The sequence below is a fragment of the Belliella filtrata genome (assembly GCF_022549775.1).
GTDB classification, from domain to species: Bacteria; Bacteroidota; Bacteroidia; order Cytophagales; family Cyclobacteriaceae; genus Belliella; species Belliella filtrata.
Genome location: NZ_JAKZGP010000054.1, coordinates 14,504 through 32,738, shown reverse-complemented (window position 1 = coordinate 32,738; position 18,235 = coordinate 14,504). Strand labels below are relative to the sequence as shown.

The following is an 18,235-nucleotide window of genomic DNA, read 5'->3' as shown; positions in this document are numbered from 1 at the left end:
AAAGCAAAGCCGCATGGACATCGGAAACAGCACTGTTAAAACAGCTCTATTTATCGATTAGCCGAAATGAAAAATCATGGAGAAGAAAAGCTCACGGCTGGACTTCCATCCAGCGAGAAATCATGGAACTATACCCAGAGAGGGTACCGCAAAAAAACTAAATTTTCAGCCTACTGTCTTAGTTGCCTTAAGGCAACTAAGACAGTAGGCTGAAAGAAAGATTTAACCTTAGACACAGTTTAATGAACTATCCCAACTCAAATCGCAATTTATGATCATTTCAGACAGCAAATGCTTGTTTTCAAAGACTTGGAATATAGCCATACAGAAAAGTTTGATTGGAAATCGAGTAAGATTTATCCCTTTGGAGGGTATTTTTATCATAATCCATTTCTTTCAAAATATAATGATGTAGAAGCTGGCCCTTTTGAGTTGTTCATTTCAGGTTATGAATCAAATATCATTGAAAAGCACTTCGAATATCCCTCTAATAGAGATGTCGTGTATGAAAAGCAAAATATGTTTAGGCTTTATGATGATTCCGTATTATTTATCCCGCCATTCTACAACAAAGTATTCAGCCTAAAGGGAAAAGATGTTATTCCAAGATATCTTTTCAATTTTGGAGATAGGCAATTACCAATCGAGGAAACCTATAGCTTTGAGACACTATCTGCTGCCCTAAAAAATTATGGACATGTAGGAGATACATTTTTAGAAAACCAAGAACATGTGTTTTTTGAGGCAAGCTATAAAGGACCTTCTGCCAAATTTTGCTTGTACAACAAGGAAGAGGGGTTTTTTAAATTCTCTTCAAAAATAACAAATGACGTGGATCATTTAATGCTTTTTAAGTTTAATGGCTTTAATGATGCTTATGCATACGGAACGTTGAATGCTGCTGATTTCATAACAGCTATCAGCAAAAGGAAAGGAGAAAAAGAAAAAATCTTAAGTAACCCAAGAATTAAAGTGTTAGATGCTTCAGACAACCCAGTTGTCGCTATCTATCATTTCGAGTGATCTTTTTGATAGCTTTGCTTATGAACGATATGTTGGATTGACTTACACCGTAGTTTTTGGCCAAGTTTTCCCAATTGTTTACTGCATCTACTGTTTGTTCGATAATGTTGTCAATTTTTTCTTTTGATATTTTTGCCTCTATACCAAGTTTTAATAAATGACTTATTCCTGGGTTTCTGCCTTCTCCCATCACCATAGTGCTTTGCTCACCTCTAGGCCCACTAGAAAAGGTTAAATCATAAGCAGGTGCTAACCTCCAATTTCCAGAAGAATCCATTAGAAAGCTAAAGTTTTTCCCATGATCATCTCTATTATGAGACAATACATTGAATACAGCCAAACGATAGATTTTCTCAACTTCACGGATGTCTTTAGTAAGTCGACCTGTCAAGTTTAGAAGGTCTTCATAATCCAAAGCTGGAACCCGAAAATCACTATGAAGCAAGCCACTCACTGTATGCATATGAATTCTTTGCCCATTTTCCCGGTCAAATCTTTTGACTGCAAAATATCCTGGACTTTTGGAAGACGAGAATAGATGTATGTCAGGGACATTTATTCCCGCCAATGCAGCCATTTTTGCAAATACAAATTCAATAGCTCCAGCATCAGTACCATCTTGTTGATTAGGGAATTTAACTATCCACGGATCAAAACCTTCTTCAAGTGAATGAGTGCCATGAATAATATTTTTAAATGTTGAGTCAACGCCAATTAGTGCCTTTGGACGAGCACCAGCAGAAGAGCCGTTCAAAGAAAGTAATTCACTTATAATGTCATCAGTGCTACCTTGCAATACTTCTTCTGTTTGATCTGCCAACTGATCTAAATCAATTTTTAAATCGTTATTTTCTTCAATAATATTTGGCTCATATACCAAAGCACCCAAACCAAAAAGCCCAACACTAGCCAACCTATCCAAAGGAGAAAAATCTTCCGGTATAAATCCTTTTGATCTTACCATTCTATCAAAAAGCAACCTACCCCAACCATCCGGCAAGCTATCATTGAAAACACCTGCTAAGCCTTCAAATGGGCGATAGGGTAATTCTATTACCCCTTTTTTTAAGGGTAAGTGAAATGGAGAGATTTCTAAGCCTTTTCCCAAGAATGACAATTCGTATTCAAAGTAAATTGTTTGATTGTTGATAGCAAGTCGTCCAACTGGTTCCATGCCTGCTCCAAAATCAAGACTAACTTTAATTTCTTTAGCTTGGGTATTCATTTTTTACGTCCTCTTTTTCTTTCAAACTGATTATTATCTTTCAAAACATCATCAATGGTTTCATAGCTTGTTTTTCTTGGCTTGAGCGTATTGACAATTTCATCTAAGCCTCCAACTATCATTAATAGTTTTAAGAGAGATTCCAAAGAGATTATTCCCTTTTGTTCAAACTTCCGCAAAGTAGCTAATGGTACTCCTGATCGATCTGCCAATCCTTCTTGTGTTAGATCCATTTGCAACCTTCTTTCACGAATACTATTTGCTATTTTGACTTGAGCTTTTGATGGAGATATAAGTAACATTATAATATTGATTATATATGTTTTTATGAATTAAGTGATATAATGATGTTAGTAAATTTACTAAGTAATATTTGAAACCAAATGTAAATTTTTATTTTTTTCGAATTATAAAAACTAGTGAAAGATTAAAAATAACTGTGATTTACTATTGCTTGAGTGAATCAAGTAACATTTCCACCAAATATTGGGACTCCAAATCATCTTCATTGGTTAAATATTGATAAAATTGGCTAGCTTCATTTATATAGTGCCTTAGAATATACCCTTCCAAAACACTTTTGTAGCGGTATCAAAAGTGAGGAAAAAAGGGAGTACAAGATGATAGTTTTTAGTTCTTTTAAAAATCTTCCATTGCCAATAACTTTTCCAGAGACTTTGTTGTAAACAGTAGAGAACTGTGTGAATTCTGCATCAAATGAATCAAATATTATAAAATTACCTTCCAAGCTTCTGCCATATAATTGCCGTCTTCCTCTAATCGGACTAATCTTATACTACTAACTAAATCAGAAAAGTCTATGGTATCATTGATTTCAGATGGGTCAATTTGTATTTGTTTGATACCACTTTACAGTATGTTAGCTTTCTTTTCAGATACCTCACACGAGACTAAGAATAGAATTAATGCTAAACATTGTAATATTATTGACTTTATTTAAGATCTCATTGGTGTGGGCAGGTTTACCTTAAATTATACGAATCGATGAGTTGATATAAATCACATCATTTGTTTGGGATATTTTAAGTTTATTATTCTGTTGATTACAATCTAAAAGTTTCTTCAGAAAGTATATCTATTTAGATAACTCAATCCAAATGCACTAGCGCAAGAGTCTCCCAGCCACTTAGGTCTTTATTGTGGTTGACCTTCTCCATGGCTAGATTGATTTTATTTTTGAATGCCCAGCATGTTTCTCTACGTAGTTCTAAGATTTCCGAAATTTCATTTAGAGAAAGATTAACATCTTTTCTATTGGTGAGGTATAAGATATAGAATGCCTTTTCAATTGGGAATTTGAGTTTGTGAAACAAAGTGTCAACCGTAGGCGATTCATAGTAATTACAGTTCCTACACCTTCTTCCAAAATTCGCACCTTCATTGTATTTGTTATAGCCACATTTTTTGCAATGAAAACTATCCTTCCATTTTAGTTCTGACAAAAATTGGAAGCAAGCCTCTTTATTTGGAAATACTTTTTTGAAATCTTCGAAATCCAATCCTTTCATCAAGGCAAGGTCTTTTGTCGTAACTTGCACACTCATCTTTAGTTCCTTGTTGTTTTCTTCGAGGAACTTGTTCATTTGTGTGACTTGGGCATTGAGCTCTTCAAGTCTTAGGTTAGTCGTTTGTAACTCAACATTTTTCTTTGCAAGATCAGAGGCCATTTTTTCGATTTTCTCCGTGCGTGCTTTTACTTTTTCTTTTAGTTTACTATTGAGTTGTAGCGTTAGCTGATTGTTTTTTTCTAGTACCAGCGTCCTTTCTTTGTTTGCATTTACATATTCATCCTGTAGAAATTTGATTTGTTTGAAAATAGAAAAGGAGAATAAAATCATTTCTATGAAAATGACAGGATATACGAAATACCAGTTTAACACTGGGTTATTAAATAGCTGTATGGTCTTCGAGTAAGAGTATACGATCACCAGAAACAGACAAGCAAATGCAAAAATATAAGACCAAGAGTAGATTTTTTCTTTGGCTAAGGTATATAAGCCCATTGAAAATGGAATAAATAGGATCAAAAAAGTAATGGTTAAGTAGTTGATGTAATACATTTCATAAACATAGATTTGGCTCAAAAACAAAAGCAATTTTGCAAAAGCTGCCCAAATCGTAGCTTTGAATACTTTATCACTCTTGGTGTATTTTTGAATATATCTATTTGAGAAAAGAAGTGTAGCTAAAATGATCAAAAGTTCGATGACTTTCTCATTGTTCAGCTTGTTTATCCATGGCATACCTGGCCAGAGGTATTGGAAGCCCAAACCATCTCTCCCTAATGAAAACCAGATACATGCAAAAATCAAACAAGGGAAGTAGAGGTATAAGAGGTCTTTTAGCTTTATAAATAAATACAAATTAAAAATTAGGATCAAAATGAGGACTCCATAATATGTCCCTAATAGAAAATACTCATTGAGTGAGTGAGATAAGAATCGTTCATTTGACCTTACATAGAAGCTGAATTCTTGATTATATGTTCTTTGCACTTTGAAATAATAGGTCTTTGTCTCACCAGGTCTGACATCGAGAAATTGATTGAAATTTTTGTGATGAATATTTCTTTCAAAAAATGGTAAAGAAAAACCAGCAGTGTTTTCATGGAAAGATCCGTCTGGATTTGGGAAATAAAAAGTAAACTTCTTGATATCAAACCCCCAAGATTCAAAATACCAGGATTGATTGTGGTCACTTTGTTTATTTGAAACCGTTAGTCTCATCCACAAATCGGAGTCTAGGTAATCATATACTACATGGCCGTCTGTTACTTTTTGGAATTTATGTTGAAATTCAGGTGAGGAAATATCATTAATGCTGTATTGTGAGGTGGTATCAAGGTAAAAGTCAAGCATCTTACTGACTTGAATTTGATAAACGCCATCTTTCACTTCTACCGTTGTAGGGAGGTTTACTTCTATATTAGCATATGCTACTAGGCTGGTAAACATACCAGTCAAGAGAATAAAAACATGTAGTCTAAAGGCTGCCACCTGTGAGTAATTTTGGGATTGATATCAAATACGGAGTAAACTCACTCATTTGGTTAAGCATTTTACTCCGTATTTTTCTTTTTATCAAATTTATGTTCTTGCAATCAATAAAATATAGTGAAAATTATTGATTAGCCACTTTTTGAATTGCTTCTATAATGTCTGTTTTTGGCTCAAACTGTCTGTCAAAGAGTAATGGGTAGGCTGTTCTTCCTCTCATTGGCCAGTTGTTTAGCCAATTGCCACCATCATGAATTCCCCAGAATGTGATTCTGGTGATTTTATCTTCATGCTTTTTGAACAATTCAAAAAGTTCAACATATCTTTTGAGTAACTTTTGATGTACTTCATCAGGTAGACCATCTGTGTAGAGGTTATATTTCTCATCAAATTCGAATGTAGCGTCTATATCTGCGCCATGCCTGTTGACTGGATTGGGCAGTACATCTATATCTACTTCAGTAAACATCACCTTGAAACCTTCTTCCGCAATCCTAAGGATAGAGGCTTCTATCTCTTCCAGAGAAGGAGATTCTAACCCATAATGCCCTTGCAAGCCAATGCCGTCTATCCGAATACCTTCTTCTCGGATTTCTTTGGCTAATTTAATGGCTGTCTCTCTCTTTTCAGGCTTCCACATGTTGTAATCATTGTAGTAAAGCTCTGCATCTGGATCGACAGCTTCAGCTTTGGCAAATGCTTTTTTGATAAACCTTGTTTCACTGGCTTCATACCATTTGGAGGTTCTGTATTCTCCATTGTCAAATATTGCTTCATTGACCACATCGTATGCAAATACACGTCCTTTGTATCTTCCCATGACCGTTTCGATGTGCTTTTCCATCCTTTCTATCAGCGCTGATTCACTCAATCGATCTCCATTTTCATCTTCAAAAACCCAATCAGGTGTCTGATTGTGCCAAACCAAGGTATGTCCCACCACTCGAGCCCCAATCGAATCAGCTAAGTTTACTAGCCTATCCATCGGCTCAAAAAGGTAAGTGTCAGGACGAGGATGAATAGATCCCCATTTCATCAAGTTCTCTGGTGTGATGCTATTGAAGTGCTTCGCAAGTACAGCATGTGCTTTACCTTCTCGATCTGTACCATAAGCCTGCCTGTTGTCTATGGCAGCACCGATATCGAAGCTATCTTTGAACATGTCTTTGAGCCCTTGAGCATGTGAAGGCTGTACGTATAGCAAGGCAATAAAAGCTATTGCTGAAATTGGTTTAAGAAGTTTATTCATGGTTATTAGGTTTAAATGTTTTTCTATCTTTTTGGTTTTTAAGAGTGGGCTTAAGTATTGAATGGTTGAGACTATCAGCCAAGGTTATAATTATAAAGAATGATGAGTCTATTAATCTTCATTTACTATTAAGTGTCTGGAAATCATTTGTTTTTATAGTTGGTTGTAGTGTCAAAATCCTATGGAGTTTCCACCATCCACGGCAAGTGATGTGCCTGTTACATATTTCGATGCATCACTTGCAAAATAGTAGACAGCCTCAGCGATATCAGAAGTTTCACCTAAATATCCCATAGGCGTCCTTGCCATTACTTTGTTTTTTCTCTCTGGGTCGTTGTTTAGCGCTTTGGATGACATCTCTGTCACAATGAAGCCAGGTGCTACACAATTGACTCGTATTCCTTTTGGAGAAAGTTCTACAGCCATAGCTTTAGTCATGCCTTCTATGGCTGATTTTGCAGCTGTATAGGCAATTACTTTAGGGATTCCATATTTGGCAGCCATAGATGAAATCATGACGATAGCTCCATTGCCTTGTGATATCATAACCTTACTTACTTCTCTGCTAATGCTGAATACAGAAAGTACATTGGTATTGATCACTTCGAAAAAGTCTTCATCACTGACTTCTGTGAATTCTTTTTTCATATTAATTCCAGCATTGTTTACTAATATATCTATCCGACCAAATTTAGATTTGATCTCATCGATCAATGCTGGAATCTCACCAGTCTTACTTAAGTCAAATGCAATTGTCTCTGCGAGTGGCCCAAGTTGAGCTTTTGCATCGTTAAGTTTTTGCTGATTTCTTCCTATGATGATCGTTTTGATTCCTTCATTTACTAATTTAATACTTGTAGCCAATCCTAATCCAGATCCACCACCTGTGACTATTGCTACCTTTTGAATTTCTTGGTTCATATGTTGTTATATGATTAATTTTGATTGATTCTTGTCTATCGCTTCATTCCCTGGGTTAAAACCCGAGGCTAAGATCTCGGTCGTCCTCACAGGACTTGTTTTTTCATAATTCACTCTTCACCCTTCATCCCTCATACTTCACCCTTCATCCTTCCTTATATCCCTGGCACATGCCTTGGTCTAATGCTTTTGTAGTATTCCAAATCATGAGTTGGTTCTTCTACTCCGTCAGGAAGGGACATTTTGGAGAATTGTGAGAAATATGTCAAACATGCATCTTTCCACCAGACGGCTTCCTCAGCCTGGATTTTTAAGAAGGAGTGTACGTGCGCAAACCTTTCATGGTCAATCTTTCCTTGCACAGTTTCCCAAAGTTTCACATTGGCTTTTGCTTCATCTACACCTTTTTGATAGTGTATTGCGATGTTATCCCAAAGTGATTTTCCATTTTGAAGTTTGTGTGACCATGGCAAATGATGAAACCATAGTAGATGTTCTTCTGGTATAGTTTCAACATCTCCCCAAAGTTTCTGTATTTGTTCAGCGTATTGTTCCAATGCGTTTGATCCAGTTTTTGTTCTGTCAAAACCAATCCCAGTTTCAGAAGCTTGATGGTAATAAGTAGCTGTCCAGTCTGCCCTTCTACCTCCTGTTACCCACGGTCCTGGTCCGTAGTGGTGGCTTTCTGCCATGATATGGTGCAGTCCCAGTGGCGTCATATAATTGACAACCATTTCTCTAGAAGCAAGCATCATTTTTTGGATAGGCCCTACAAAGTTTTTGTCAGTTGTAAAAGTGAGTTTTAGCCATTCTTCAGCTATTTCAGCTGAGCTTATGTAGGGGGCCCATGCCATTTTTCCATAGGCATACCAATTCGCTTGATGGAAATGATGGCCTGTCCAGTTTCGGTCTGAGCCTATGTTTGCCACACCTGCCATGGCCGTCAGTTTATGGTTGTGCAATGATCCGTCTATCACCTTAGCCACTTCACTACCAGCACCATTGGTAAAAGTATCTTCTTTCAGTACTTCCTCAAATAGAGGTGCTAAGAATGCCAAATGTGTATCATGACCAAGGTATTCTTGCGTGATTTGGAACTCCATCATTAGGGGAGTTTGAGGCATAGCTCCAAACATTGGATGAAAAGGCTCTCTAGGCTGGAAGTCAATCGCACCATTTTTGACTTGTACAATGACATTACCTTTAAATTTCCCATCAAGTGGTTTGAACTCATTATAAGCTTGCTTGTGCCTATCATCAGGTGTATGCTCGCTGTAGACAAATGCCCTCCACATGACAATGCCTCCAAATGGTTCTAGCGCTTCAGCGAGCATGTTTGCACCATCGGCTTGAGATCTTTTGTAATTATGAGGTCCTGGCTGTCCTTCAGAATCAGCTTTTACCACAAACCCACCAAAGTCAGGAATATGCTTGTAGATTTCTTTCGCTTTTTCTTTCCACCAAGCTTGGACATCTTCATCCAAAGGATCTGCAGTTGGTAGTTTTCCAATTTCGATAGGTGATGAAAATCTAGCTGTGAGGTAAACTTTAATCCCGTAAGGTCTAAATACATCAGCTAAAGCCTTGACTTTTTCTAAGTAGCTTGGAGTAAGCACCAATGAGTTAGCATTTACATTCGTAAGGACTGTGCCATTGATACCGATAGAAGCATTTGCTCTGGCATAATCGTGATATTGCTGGTCAATGTGCCTTGGTAGCCTGTGCCAATTCCAAATGCTAAAACCTGAATAACCTCTTTCTACAGTTCTATCTAAGTTGTCCCAGTGATTCAGTACCCTGTGGGTGATCTTAGGAGATTGAAATATTCCTTCTTCAGGAACACTATCACCGATTTGAATCATTTGAAGCAATCGGAAAGTACCATATAATAGACCAATATCTGATTTTGCAGTCACAATGATTTGACCAGATTTTTTATCTAAAAAAATCGCATACCCATCATCCACCAATTGATTGATTAGAGTGTTTGGGAGCACTTCTAGGCCGAGATCCTGATGTTTCGCTATCAGTAAGGTGTTTGGTGTGTTCTTTTTGTCTTTTTTGGTAGGATGCTTACTTGGGCTTACCATTCCCGATGCCGCTAATTCTAGCTCATTTTTGATGATAGAGATTGTTTCAGAATCCCCATGGATTTTGTGGTTTTTTAGTACTGATAATTGCCATGCACTTGGATTTTCAATAGGGTAGTATTGAAGCCAAAGTTTATATCCATCATTGGCAAAGGCAGAAATGATGTTGATTACTAAAATGAAGCATAGTGAGAAAATAAATTTCATTTTTTGATGGGTTATTGGTTTTTGTTTTAGGTCTTAATTTAATGTGATAGTTACTTTAAAAGTCATCCATGAAATCGGTTACATTGATCTTTAAGTATATTATGATTATGAATAGCTTTGAGTTTTTTTCACAAATTATCGAAGTACATTATTCTAAAGGTAAATCTGATAATTTATGATTTAAGTTAAAGCAATTTTCCTTCTTCTGAATTCCGAAATTATAAAATAAATATGAAATCGGTTGCATTAAAGAACAAAAATTATGAAGTTTAACCCGTGAATATGATTTTGGAAATTTGGAATTGAACAAAACCATTGACTTTGAGATCTTTTCATAACAAAAACATTTCTTACCCAACAAATAATCTACCATATGAAAAAAAACCAAGCCAAGTTTAATTACCCAAAACAAGGAGTAGTTTTTGATGTTTGGCTCAAAAGGACAATTGGAGTGTTGATGCTGGTTGCTATTAGCTGGTCTTCATTAGCTCAATCAGTGACAGTAAAGGGTGTTGTACTAGATGAGACGGAGTTAGGTCTACCTGGTGCATCTGTACAAGAGAAAGGTACCACGAATGGAGTAGTAACAGGAATAGACGGAGACTTTGAAATCAATGTGCAGCAAGGTGCAACATTGATTTTTTCGTTTGTGGGCTTTGTTACTCAAGAGATTCAAGTGGGCAACCGCTCTGAGATCACAATAAATATGGAGCCAGATGTGAGCTCATTGGATGAAGTAGTGGTCGTGGGGTATGGTACCATGCGTCAAGAAGCGGTCACTGGATCGGTAGCATCAATTGGTGGAGATGTAATGCGTGAAGTGCCTTCGGCAAACATCTCACAAGCACTTCAAGGAAGGTTGCCTGGTGTAGATATTTCCCAGACATCTTCTCAACCAGGTGCAACGATGCAAATCAGAATCAGGGGAAATCGATCCCTTACAGCGAGTAACGATCCTTTGATTGTTCTCAACGGGATACCATTTGCAGGATCTATTGCTGATATCAACCCAGAAGATATCGATAGTATCGATATTTTAAAGGATGCTTCTGCTACAGCTATCTATGGTTCTAGAGGTGCCAATGGTGTTGTTTTGGTGACGACCAAAAAGGGATTTAAAGGCCAAGAAGCGAAAATTAGGTACAGTGGATTTCATGGACCAAGAACAGTTTTTTCTCCATATCCAATGATGGATGGTCCAGAGTTTCTAGCCATGAGGGAAGCCGCTGGTTTATTTGAAAACCCAGGGCCAAGCGAAGCAAATGATGTAAATACAGATTGGCAAGGATTGATGTATCAGACGGGTACAATGTCTAGCCATGATGTAAATATATCAGGTGGTGGTGAGAAGAGTACTTACAGTTTTGGATTAGGATATTATCATGATGAAGGAGTAATCCCTACGCAGCAGTTTGATAGGATCTCTATGAGAGCTGCCATAGATCAAGAAATCGGAAACCACTTGAGAGTAGGATTCAATAGTAACAATAACTTCAATACGCAACAAGGATCTCAAGTAGGGCTGTATGGGATTCTAAGTTTGTCTCCTCTAGCAAGTCCTTTCAATGCAGATGGGACACGCAGAAGAACTATTGGTATGCCTATGGATGATTCATGGGTAGGAACAAGAGATGTTATTGAAGATTTGGAAGGGCAGTGGTTGAACGAAACTCGTACATACGCTACTTACAATGCACTGTATGCAGAGTTGAAAATCCCTGGTGTGGAAGGTTTGAAGTACAGAGCCAATTTAGGTTTGGATTACAGGCAAACCAACAATGGGGAGTTTACTGGTCGTGGTGTAACTAGCCCTAATCCAGATACCGAATCCTTTGCGGCAGTTGGGAATTCTCATAATTTCCACTGGATCATGGAAAACTTGATCACGTATGACAAAATTTTTGCAGATAAGCACATTGTAAATGTAACGGCGCTTTATGCCAATGAGCAGAATAAGTTTTATAGCTCAAGGATGTGGGCAAGAGATATAGCTGCAAGCCAGTTTCAATTTTACAATCTTGGACATTCTGATGGAGAAATCCAAATCAACCCAAATGATCAAAACTATCAGCTATGGGGGCTAAGCTCATTGATGGGACGTGTGATGTATTCTTATGATGACAAATACATGATCTCTGCGACATTAAGATCTGATGGGTCTTCTAGACTAGCTCCAGGCTTCAAATGGCATACTTATCCAGCTGTTTCGGTAGGTTGGAACATTGGTAAAGAATCGTTTATGAATAATGTGTCACAAGTGGATATGTTAAAATTGAGACTTGGATATGGCCAGACTTCCAATCAAGCTATCGCACCTTATGCGACCTTGGGTGGATTGGGGATCAGACCTTACAACTTTGGTAATGATGCGCTATTGACAGGTTACTTCGTGAACTCACTTCCTAATCCAAATCTTGGTTGGGAATACTCAGAGACATACAATGCAGGTGTTGATTTTGGATTATTCAACAACCGTTTGACGGGTAGTTTGGAGTATTACATCACTAACACAAAAGACATCCTTTTAGGCGTAAATCTTCCAGCAACTTCTGGAGTAGGAAGCTATACAGCAAATATAGGAGAGACTCAAAACAAAGGGGTAGAGCTAGCTTTGAACGGTTTGATTTTCGAAAATAATGACTGGAGCTGGGAAGCTGGAATAAACATCTATGCCAATAGAAATGAATTGGTTTCATTGGCTTCTGGTCAGGATAGGGATGAAGGAAACTGGTGGTTTGTTGGACATCCTATAGATGTGATTTTTGACCATAAATATATTGGATTATGGCAAGAAGGGGATCCACATAGAGATATTCTTGAACCAGGAGGTAATGTTGGTATGATAAAAGTGGAGTATACAGGTGATTTTGATTCAGAAGGTGTTCCTACAAGGGCCATCGGCCCAGATGATAGACAAATCCTAGATCTTCAGCCAAATTTTATGGGTGGTTTCAATACCAGAGTTGCTTACAAAAACTTTGATCTTAGTATAGTTGGTACTTTCAAAAGCGGAGGAGTTTTGATCAGTACGCTACATTCATCAAGTGGATATTTGAACTTGATGAGTGGAAGAAGAAACAATGTCTCTGTAGATTATTGGACACCAGAAAATACCGAGGCAAGATATCCAGCTCCAGGAGGATTGGCAAGTGGTGATAATCCAAAGTATGGAAGTACCTTAGGATATTTTGATGCTTCATTTTTAAAGATTCGTACCATGACTTTAGGGTATAACTTTGATAATGCGAGCAACTGGATGACCAAGGCTGGTATGAGTAGGTTGAGAATCTATGGTGCTGTGCAGAATCCATTTGTGCTATTCTCTCCATTCAATAGAGAGACTGGTTTGGATCCAGAGACCAACTCTTTTGGTGACCAAAACGCAGCTATAACAGATGCTATTCCTAGCAGGTTGCTTACTATTGGTACAAATGCACCAGCTACGCGTAATTTTATCATTGGTCTTAACTTGACATTCTAAAAACCATGAAAAAGATACAATTTTACTTAAAATCAATCAAGGTATTTCTATTGACTGGTTTGCTATTGGTTTCATGTACAGAGATCCTAGAAGAGCAACCAAGAAGTATTTTTGAACCAGGGTTTTTTCAAACACAAGAAGGAATCTTGGGTGGGATTACATCAATGTATGCACATTTGAGGTATATCTATGGACAAGCATATTACTATAATACTACTTTGACAGGCACTGATGAAGCTACCTATGCACAAAGTGCTGATCAAAACTTCCTTGTCATGGACTTGAGTGGTCAAGGAGATATTGATCCCAACAACAGTAGAGCGGATGCTTTATGGGGAGCAGCATTCTCTAATATCAACACAGCAAATGGTGTTATTGAATTTGCCGCAGATGCTGAAGTTTCAGATGCATTGGTAGCGGAAGCAAGGTTCTTTAGGGCTTTTGATTACTTCTTGCTTGTACAGACTTTCGGAGGTGTTCCTTTGGATTTGGGTTCTGGTGAATTGGCCTTCAATATAGAGCCATCAAGGACATCAGTAAGAAATACAGTGCCTGAAGTCTATACGAGAGGGATTTTCCCAGATATGTTGCAAGCCATTGAGGATTTACCAGCTACACCGAGATTGACAGGAACTGCGACCAAAACTTTGGCTAGATTATATTTGGCTAAGGCTTATTTGACTTATGCCTGGTGGCTGGAGAATCCAAACAATATCCCAACATATCCAGAAACTCCAAGAGAGGACCCTGATGGGAATACAGCACAATGGTACTACCAAGAGGCTTATAATATAGCGATGGAAGCTATTAATGACCCAGGACCATTTTCACTTCAAGAGACATTTTATGATGTGAATTTGGCACAAAATGATAGAAATAGTGAGTTGTTGCTCTATGCTGATCATACAGAAGATAGTGAGTTTTATAATGGGGCCAGCCTTGTATGGGGTAATGGAGCTGCACCTGAAAACTTCGCAGGATGGATGATGACATGGAATTACACTGTGCTTAGAAGTAGTTCTTCAGCAAGTGAATGGGCAGGAAATATAGAATCTGTCAGAAGAGAAGCAATCCAAGCAACAGGGAGGCCATGGACAAGGATGGCTCCACCAATTGGTGTGATTACGAATACCTTTGCAGATAAAACCAATGACTCTAGGTATGATGGTACATTCACTACGGTATATAGAGCCAATACAGATAGAACACCAGTGATTAGTGGGCCTATGTATAATGCTAACTTGATCGAAGTACAACCTGGTGATGCTATTCTGACATTCTTGGATGATGAGCCTGATCAGGCGATTGACTATCCTTCTCCTTCTAGTTTGGGTGGGAACATTGGAGCAGGAATATTGCCAGGTAGATCAGATTTTGTAATTTCTCCTAGTGGCATCAGTAGGATCGTTCACCCGGGTCTTTGGAAGCTAGGTCCTTACAGGACAGATAGCGGGACAGGACTTGGAGAGCCTAATGCAGGTAGTACAAGGCCGTTTAATATTGCCAAGCTATCAGAACTTTATTTCATAGCTGCAGAAGCTGCCGTCCAAGGAGCTACTGGCCCAATGAGTGCACGTGAACTGATCAATGTGATCAGAGCAAGAGCTGGTGTATGGCGCTGGGATAACAATGGAAATACTGAAAAAATCGAAGACAATAGTGCAGAAATGGTAGCTGCCACTCCAGCTGAAATTGATATCAACTATATCCTCGCAGAGAGATCTAGAGAATACTATGGGGAAGGCTATAGATGGTATGACCTGATCAGAACCCAGAAGTGGGAAGAACTGGCAGGTACTTACCAAATCGGGGGGATGAGTTACAGTGATCGTACTCCTCAGACTATCACTAGGACAATTCAACCTTTCCATTATCTAAGACCGATTCCTCAAAGTCAAATTGATGCCATGACAGGAGATAGGACTACCTATCAGAATCCTGGGTATTAATGAATTTAATTAACAGATTAAAAATCTAAAAATTAGTCAAAAACCAGCAATTTTATCAAAAGCTGATTTGACGAATTGATAAAGGAAGTGAGCTGAAGTTATTTAGCTCACTTTTTTTAGGTTTGACTCATTGAATATGTCTTCAATAAACTCAATAAAGTATGATTAGAAAATCTATAATTGTTTCATTGCTTCTTTTACCTAAGCTATTGTTTTCTCAAGTGGATGTCAAATTTGAGGTGAGCGATGTGAGTCAATATTTTGAAATTGTGAGTAAAAAAGAAGCCGCCAAAATAATATTTGATGGCAATGAGAATGTTCTTCTAAAAAAAGCTAGTAAGTTTTTGAGTGAGGACATTGAAAGAGTAGCAGGTGTTTTGCCAGAAGTAACAGCCATTGAATCTACTTCAGATATAGAAAAAATTCGAGCAAAAAATGTAATTATTATTGGAACTGCTGAAAACAGTGCCTTGATCAAAGCATTGATAAAGGAAGGGAAAATAAAGACCGAAGGTCTTGAAGGGCAGTGGGAGCAATTCAGAATGCAGTCGGTAGAAAACCCATTTACTGGGATTGACCAAGCTTTGGTGATTGTAGGAAGTGATAGGCGAGGTGCTGCTTACGGCGTATTTACGCTTTCAGAAAAAATAGGCGTCTCTCCATGGTACTGGTGGTCAGATGTGCCTGTAGTCACGCAGGATGAGATTTATGTTGAAAAAGTTGACTTTTTGTCTTCAAGTCCAAAGGTGAAGTATAGGGGTATATTTATCAATGATGAGTCTCCGGCATTTAGGAATTGGGCTTTCGAAAAATTTGGTGGAATCAATCATCAATGCTATGAAAAAGTCTTTGAATTGCTTTTGCGAAATAAGGCAAACTTCTTATGGCCTTCGATGTGGCTACCAACGATGTTTTATGTAGATGATTCACTGAATCCACAGACAGCTGACGATTATGGTATAGTGATGTCTACTAGTCACCACGAACCAATGACCCGAGCTCATCAAGAGTGGGAGGAGTTTGGCGAAGGTGATTGGAATTATGTTACCAATAGTGAACGCCTCAAAGAGTTTTGGAAAGGTGGCCTAGAGAGAGTAGGTGATTTTGAAACCATGGTGACTGTGGGGATGAGAGGAGATGGAGATGATGCAATGTCTGAAGATACCGCTGTGGATCTTTTGGAGACGATAATCAAAGACCAACGAGCGATCATCGAAGAAGTTACTCAAAAGCCTGCAAATCAAACGCCTCAAGTGTGGGCTATTTACAAAGAAGTTCAGGATTACTTTGATAAAGGAATGCGAGTCGATGATGATATTACGGTACTTTTCAGCGATGACAACTGGGGAAATATTAGGTACTTACCAAGGAAGGAATCAGCTGATAAGAAATCAAAATATGGAATGTATTATCATTTTGATTATGTAGGTGCACCTACATCTTACAGGTGGCAGAATGTTACTCAGATTGAAAGGGTATGGGAGCAAATGAAGCTAACATATGAGCATGGAGTTGATGAGATTTGGATTGCTAATGTAGGTGATATCAAACCAATGGAACTACCTATTAGCTTTTTCTTGGACCTCGCTTGGGATCCTGATGCCATTCAAGCTTCAGACCTTTCAGCGTACTATGAAAATTGGGCAAGTCAACAATTTGGGGCGGAGCAGGCAGAAGAGATTGCTCAGCTTCTTGCGTTTTATACCAAGTATAACTCGAGGCGAACACCTGAAATGCTTACAGCCAGTACTTACAGCGTGGAAAATTATAGGGAAGCTGATAGGATTGTGAATGAGTTTAATGAACTGTTGGAAAGAAGCAATGCTGTCTATGATAAACTTTCGAGTGAATATCACTCAGCCTATTTTCAGTTGGTTCATTCACCTATAGAAATGTGCGCAAACTTAAATGAGATGTATGTGGCTGCGGGGAAAAATCGATACTATGGCATACGTGGCGCTGCGGCTACAAATTACTATGCAGAAAAAACCAAAGAGCATTTCGAAAACGATGCTAGACTGACTCAAAAGTACCACGAAATTGAGAATGGGAAATGGAATCATATGATGTCTCAAACATACATAGGATATACCTATTGGAATCACCCTCCTTTGAACCTGATGCCTCCGGTATCTTATGTACAGTTGCAAGAAGGTGAAGTTTTAGGATACTTGATAGAAAACGGTAGAGCGCCTCGATGGGGATGGTTAGATGTGGAGGCAGATTGGGATTTCAGTAAGGAAATGCCTGTCTTTGATCCCATAAATGATCAAAACTATTACATTGACATTATCAATCGGGGGGGGGATGAATTAGCTTTTAAATTGGAAAGCAATGAGGATTGGATCATCCTTTCTTCCAATTCTGGAGTTACTCAATATCACGAAATGGTATATGTGACGATAGATTGGGACTTGGCACCAGAAGGTAAGGCGGAAGGAGAAATTGTCTTGTCAGGGGCAGGGGAAAAATACCTCATCAAAGTTCCGATCAATAACCTTAAAATAGAAGCTACAGGTTTTGTCGAGAATGAAGGTGTGATTGCAATCGAAGCGCATAATTTTTCAAGAAAATCTGATTCTGAAAATGCGAAATTGACAGTTGTGCCAAACTTGGGAAGGACTGGAACATCTATTGTATTGGAACCAATGGATTTAGAGAGACTGAAAAATTTGGAAAGTGCACCACATGTAGCGTATGATTTCACTTCTTTCGGAAGCGGGGATTTTAATGTGGAAGTTCACGTATCTCCTACTCAGGACTTTAAAAGAGAAGGAGGGTTGATGTATGCCATAGCCATAGATGATGAAGAACCACAGCTGATCAATACCAACAAAGGGGAAGAAGTACCTGATTATAAATATGCCGAATGGTGGTTGAAATCTGTGGGTGATAACATCAAAAAAATTAATTCAAAACATAAAGTAAGAGTTGCAGGCAAGCATACCTTGAAGCTTTGGTTGGTAGATCCTGGCGTTGTTGTACAGAGGATTGTGATAAATACAGGCAGACCTAAGCCAAGCTATCTTGGGCCAGTGGAAAGTAAATTTATAGCGCCTTAGTGAGGTGGTTG

At 38.3% G+C, this 18,235-nt stretch carries 10 protein-coding genes and 1 pseudogene; 5 read left to right on the top strand and 6 right to left on the bottom strand.

The window, feature by feature from the left end; all coding sequences use genetic code 11:
- Both MM239_RS21285 and MM239_RS16595 read left to right on the top strand, forming a co-directional pair.
- A pseudogene (locus MM239_RS21285) lies at positions 1–161 on the top strand (IS256 family transposase); the annotation flags it as partial.
- 88 nt (positions 162–249) lie between these two features.
- Positions 250–1,023 (top strand): 6-bladed beta-propeller, encoded by a 774-nt coding sequence (locus tag MM239_RS16595; protein WP_317235645.1) that lies wholly within the window; start codon positions 250–252, stop codon positions 1,021–1,023.
- Here the strand turns inward: MM239_RS16595 and MM239_RS16590 are convergent.
- From MM239_RS16590 to MM239_RS16565, 6 genes are all read right to left on the bottom strand, one after another.
- Positions 1,004–2,248 carry a type II toxin-antitoxin system HipA family toxin gene (locus MM239_RS16590; RefSeq protein WP_241349376.1) on the bottom strand — a complete coding sequence of 415 codons (1,245 nt, stop codon included), beginning with the start codon at positions 2,246–2,248 and terminating at the stop codon, positions 1,004–1,006. The two genes, MM239_RS16595 and MM239_RS16590, sit on opposite strands and share 20 nt — an antisense overlap.
- Entirely contained in the window at positions 2,245–2,550 is a 306-nt protein-coding gene (locus MM239_RS16585; protein ID WP_241349375.1) for a helix-turn-helix transcriptional regulator, read from the bottom strand. Before MM239_RS16585 ends, MM239_RS16590 begins: the two co-directional genes overlap by 4 nt.
- 807 nt (positions 2,551–3,357) lie before the next feature.
- On the bottom strand, positions 3,358–5,265 hold the full coding sequence (locus MM239_RS16580) for a 7TM-DISM domain-containing protein (RefSeq protein ID WP_241349374.1): 1,908 nt from the start codon (positions 5,263–5,265) through the stop codon (positions 3,358–3,360).
- 124 nt (positions 5,266–5,389) lie between these two features.
- Complete coding sequence (locus MM239_RS16575) at positions 5,390–6,514, bottom strand: endo-1,4-beta-xylanase (RefSeq protein ID WP_241349373.1); 1,125 nt, start codon at positions 6,512–6,514, stop codon at positions 5,390–5,392.
- Between the two features lie 171 nt (positions 6,515–6,685).
- Positions 6,686–7,435, bottom strand: a complete 750-nt coding sequence (locus MM239_RS16570) for an SDR family NAD(P)-dependent oxidoreductase (RefSeq protein WP_241349372.1) — start codon at positions 7,433–7,435, stop codon at positions 6,686–6,688.
- Positions 7,436–7,590: 155 nt separating this feature from the next.
- Positions 7,591–9,732: an alpha-glucuronidase family glycosyl hydrolase gene (locus MM239_RS16565; protein ID WP_241349371.1), complete on the bottom strand. Its 2,142-nt coding sequence runs from the start codon at positions 9,730–9,732 to the stop codon at positions 7,591–7,593.
- Between the two features lie 373 nt (positions 9,733–10,105).
- On the opposite strand from MM239_RS16565, the gene MM239_RS16560 reads away from it, so the two are divergent.
- The 3 genes from MM239_RS16560 (at position 10,106) to MM239_RS16550 (ending at position 18,224) form a co-directional block, all read left to right on the top strand.
- Positions 10,106–13,213 (top strand): SusC/RagA family TonB-linked outer membrane protein, encoded by a 3,108-nt coding sequence (locus tag MM239_RS16560; protein WP_241349370.1) that lies wholly within the window; start codon positions 10,106–10,108, stop codon positions 13,211–13,213.
- A 5-nt stretch (positions 13,214–13,218) separates the two neighbouring features.
- Positions 13,219–15,162, top strand: a complete 1,944-nt coding sequence (locus tag MM239_RS16555; RefSeq protein WP_241349369.1) for a RagB/SusD family nutrient uptake outer membrane protein — start codon at positions 13,219–13,221, stop codon at positions 15,160–15,162.
- A gap of 161 nt (positions 15,163–15,323) precedes the next feature.
- Positions 15,324–18,224: a glycosyl hydrolase 115 family protein gene (locus MM239_RS16550; RefSeq protein ID WP_241349368.1), complete on the top strand. Its 2,901-nt coding sequence runs from the start codon at positions 15,324–15,326 to the stop codon at positions 18,222–18,224.
- The last annotated feature ends 11 nt before the right edge of the window (positions 18,225–18,235 follow it).

Coding starts and splice junctions, on each gene's coding strand:
- MM239_RS16590 (WP_241349376.1), bottom strand. CDS start 2,248: ATGAATACCCAAGCTAAAGAAATTAAAGTTAGTCTTGATTTTGGAGCA.
- MM239_RS16585 (WP_241349375.1), bottom strand. CDS start 2,550: ATGTTACTTATATCTCCATCAAAAGCTCAAGTCAAAATAGCAAATAGT.
- MM239_RS16575 (WP_241349373.1), bottom strand. CDS start 6,514: ATGAATAAACTTCTTAAACCAATTTCAGCAATAGCTTTTATTGCCTTG.
- MM239_RS16570 (WP_241349372.1), bottom strand. CDS start 7,435: ATGAACCAAGAAATTCAAAAGGTAGCAATAGTCACAGGTGGTGGATCT.
- MM239_RS16565 (WP_241349371.1), bottom strand. CDS start 9,732: ATGAAATTTATTTTCTCACTATGCTTCATTTTAGTAATCAACATCATT.
- MM239_RS16560 (WP_241349370.1), top strand. CDS start 10,106: ATGAAAAAAAACCAAGCCAAGTTTAATTACCCAAAACAAGGAGTAGTT.
- MM239_RS16555 (WP_241349369.1), top strand. CDS start 13,219: ATGAAAAAGATACAATTTTACTTAAAATCAATCAAGGTATTTCTATTG.
- MM239_RS16550 (WP_241349368.1), top strand. CDS start 15,324: ATGATTAGAAAATCTATAATTGTTTCATTGCTTCTTTTACCTAAGCTA.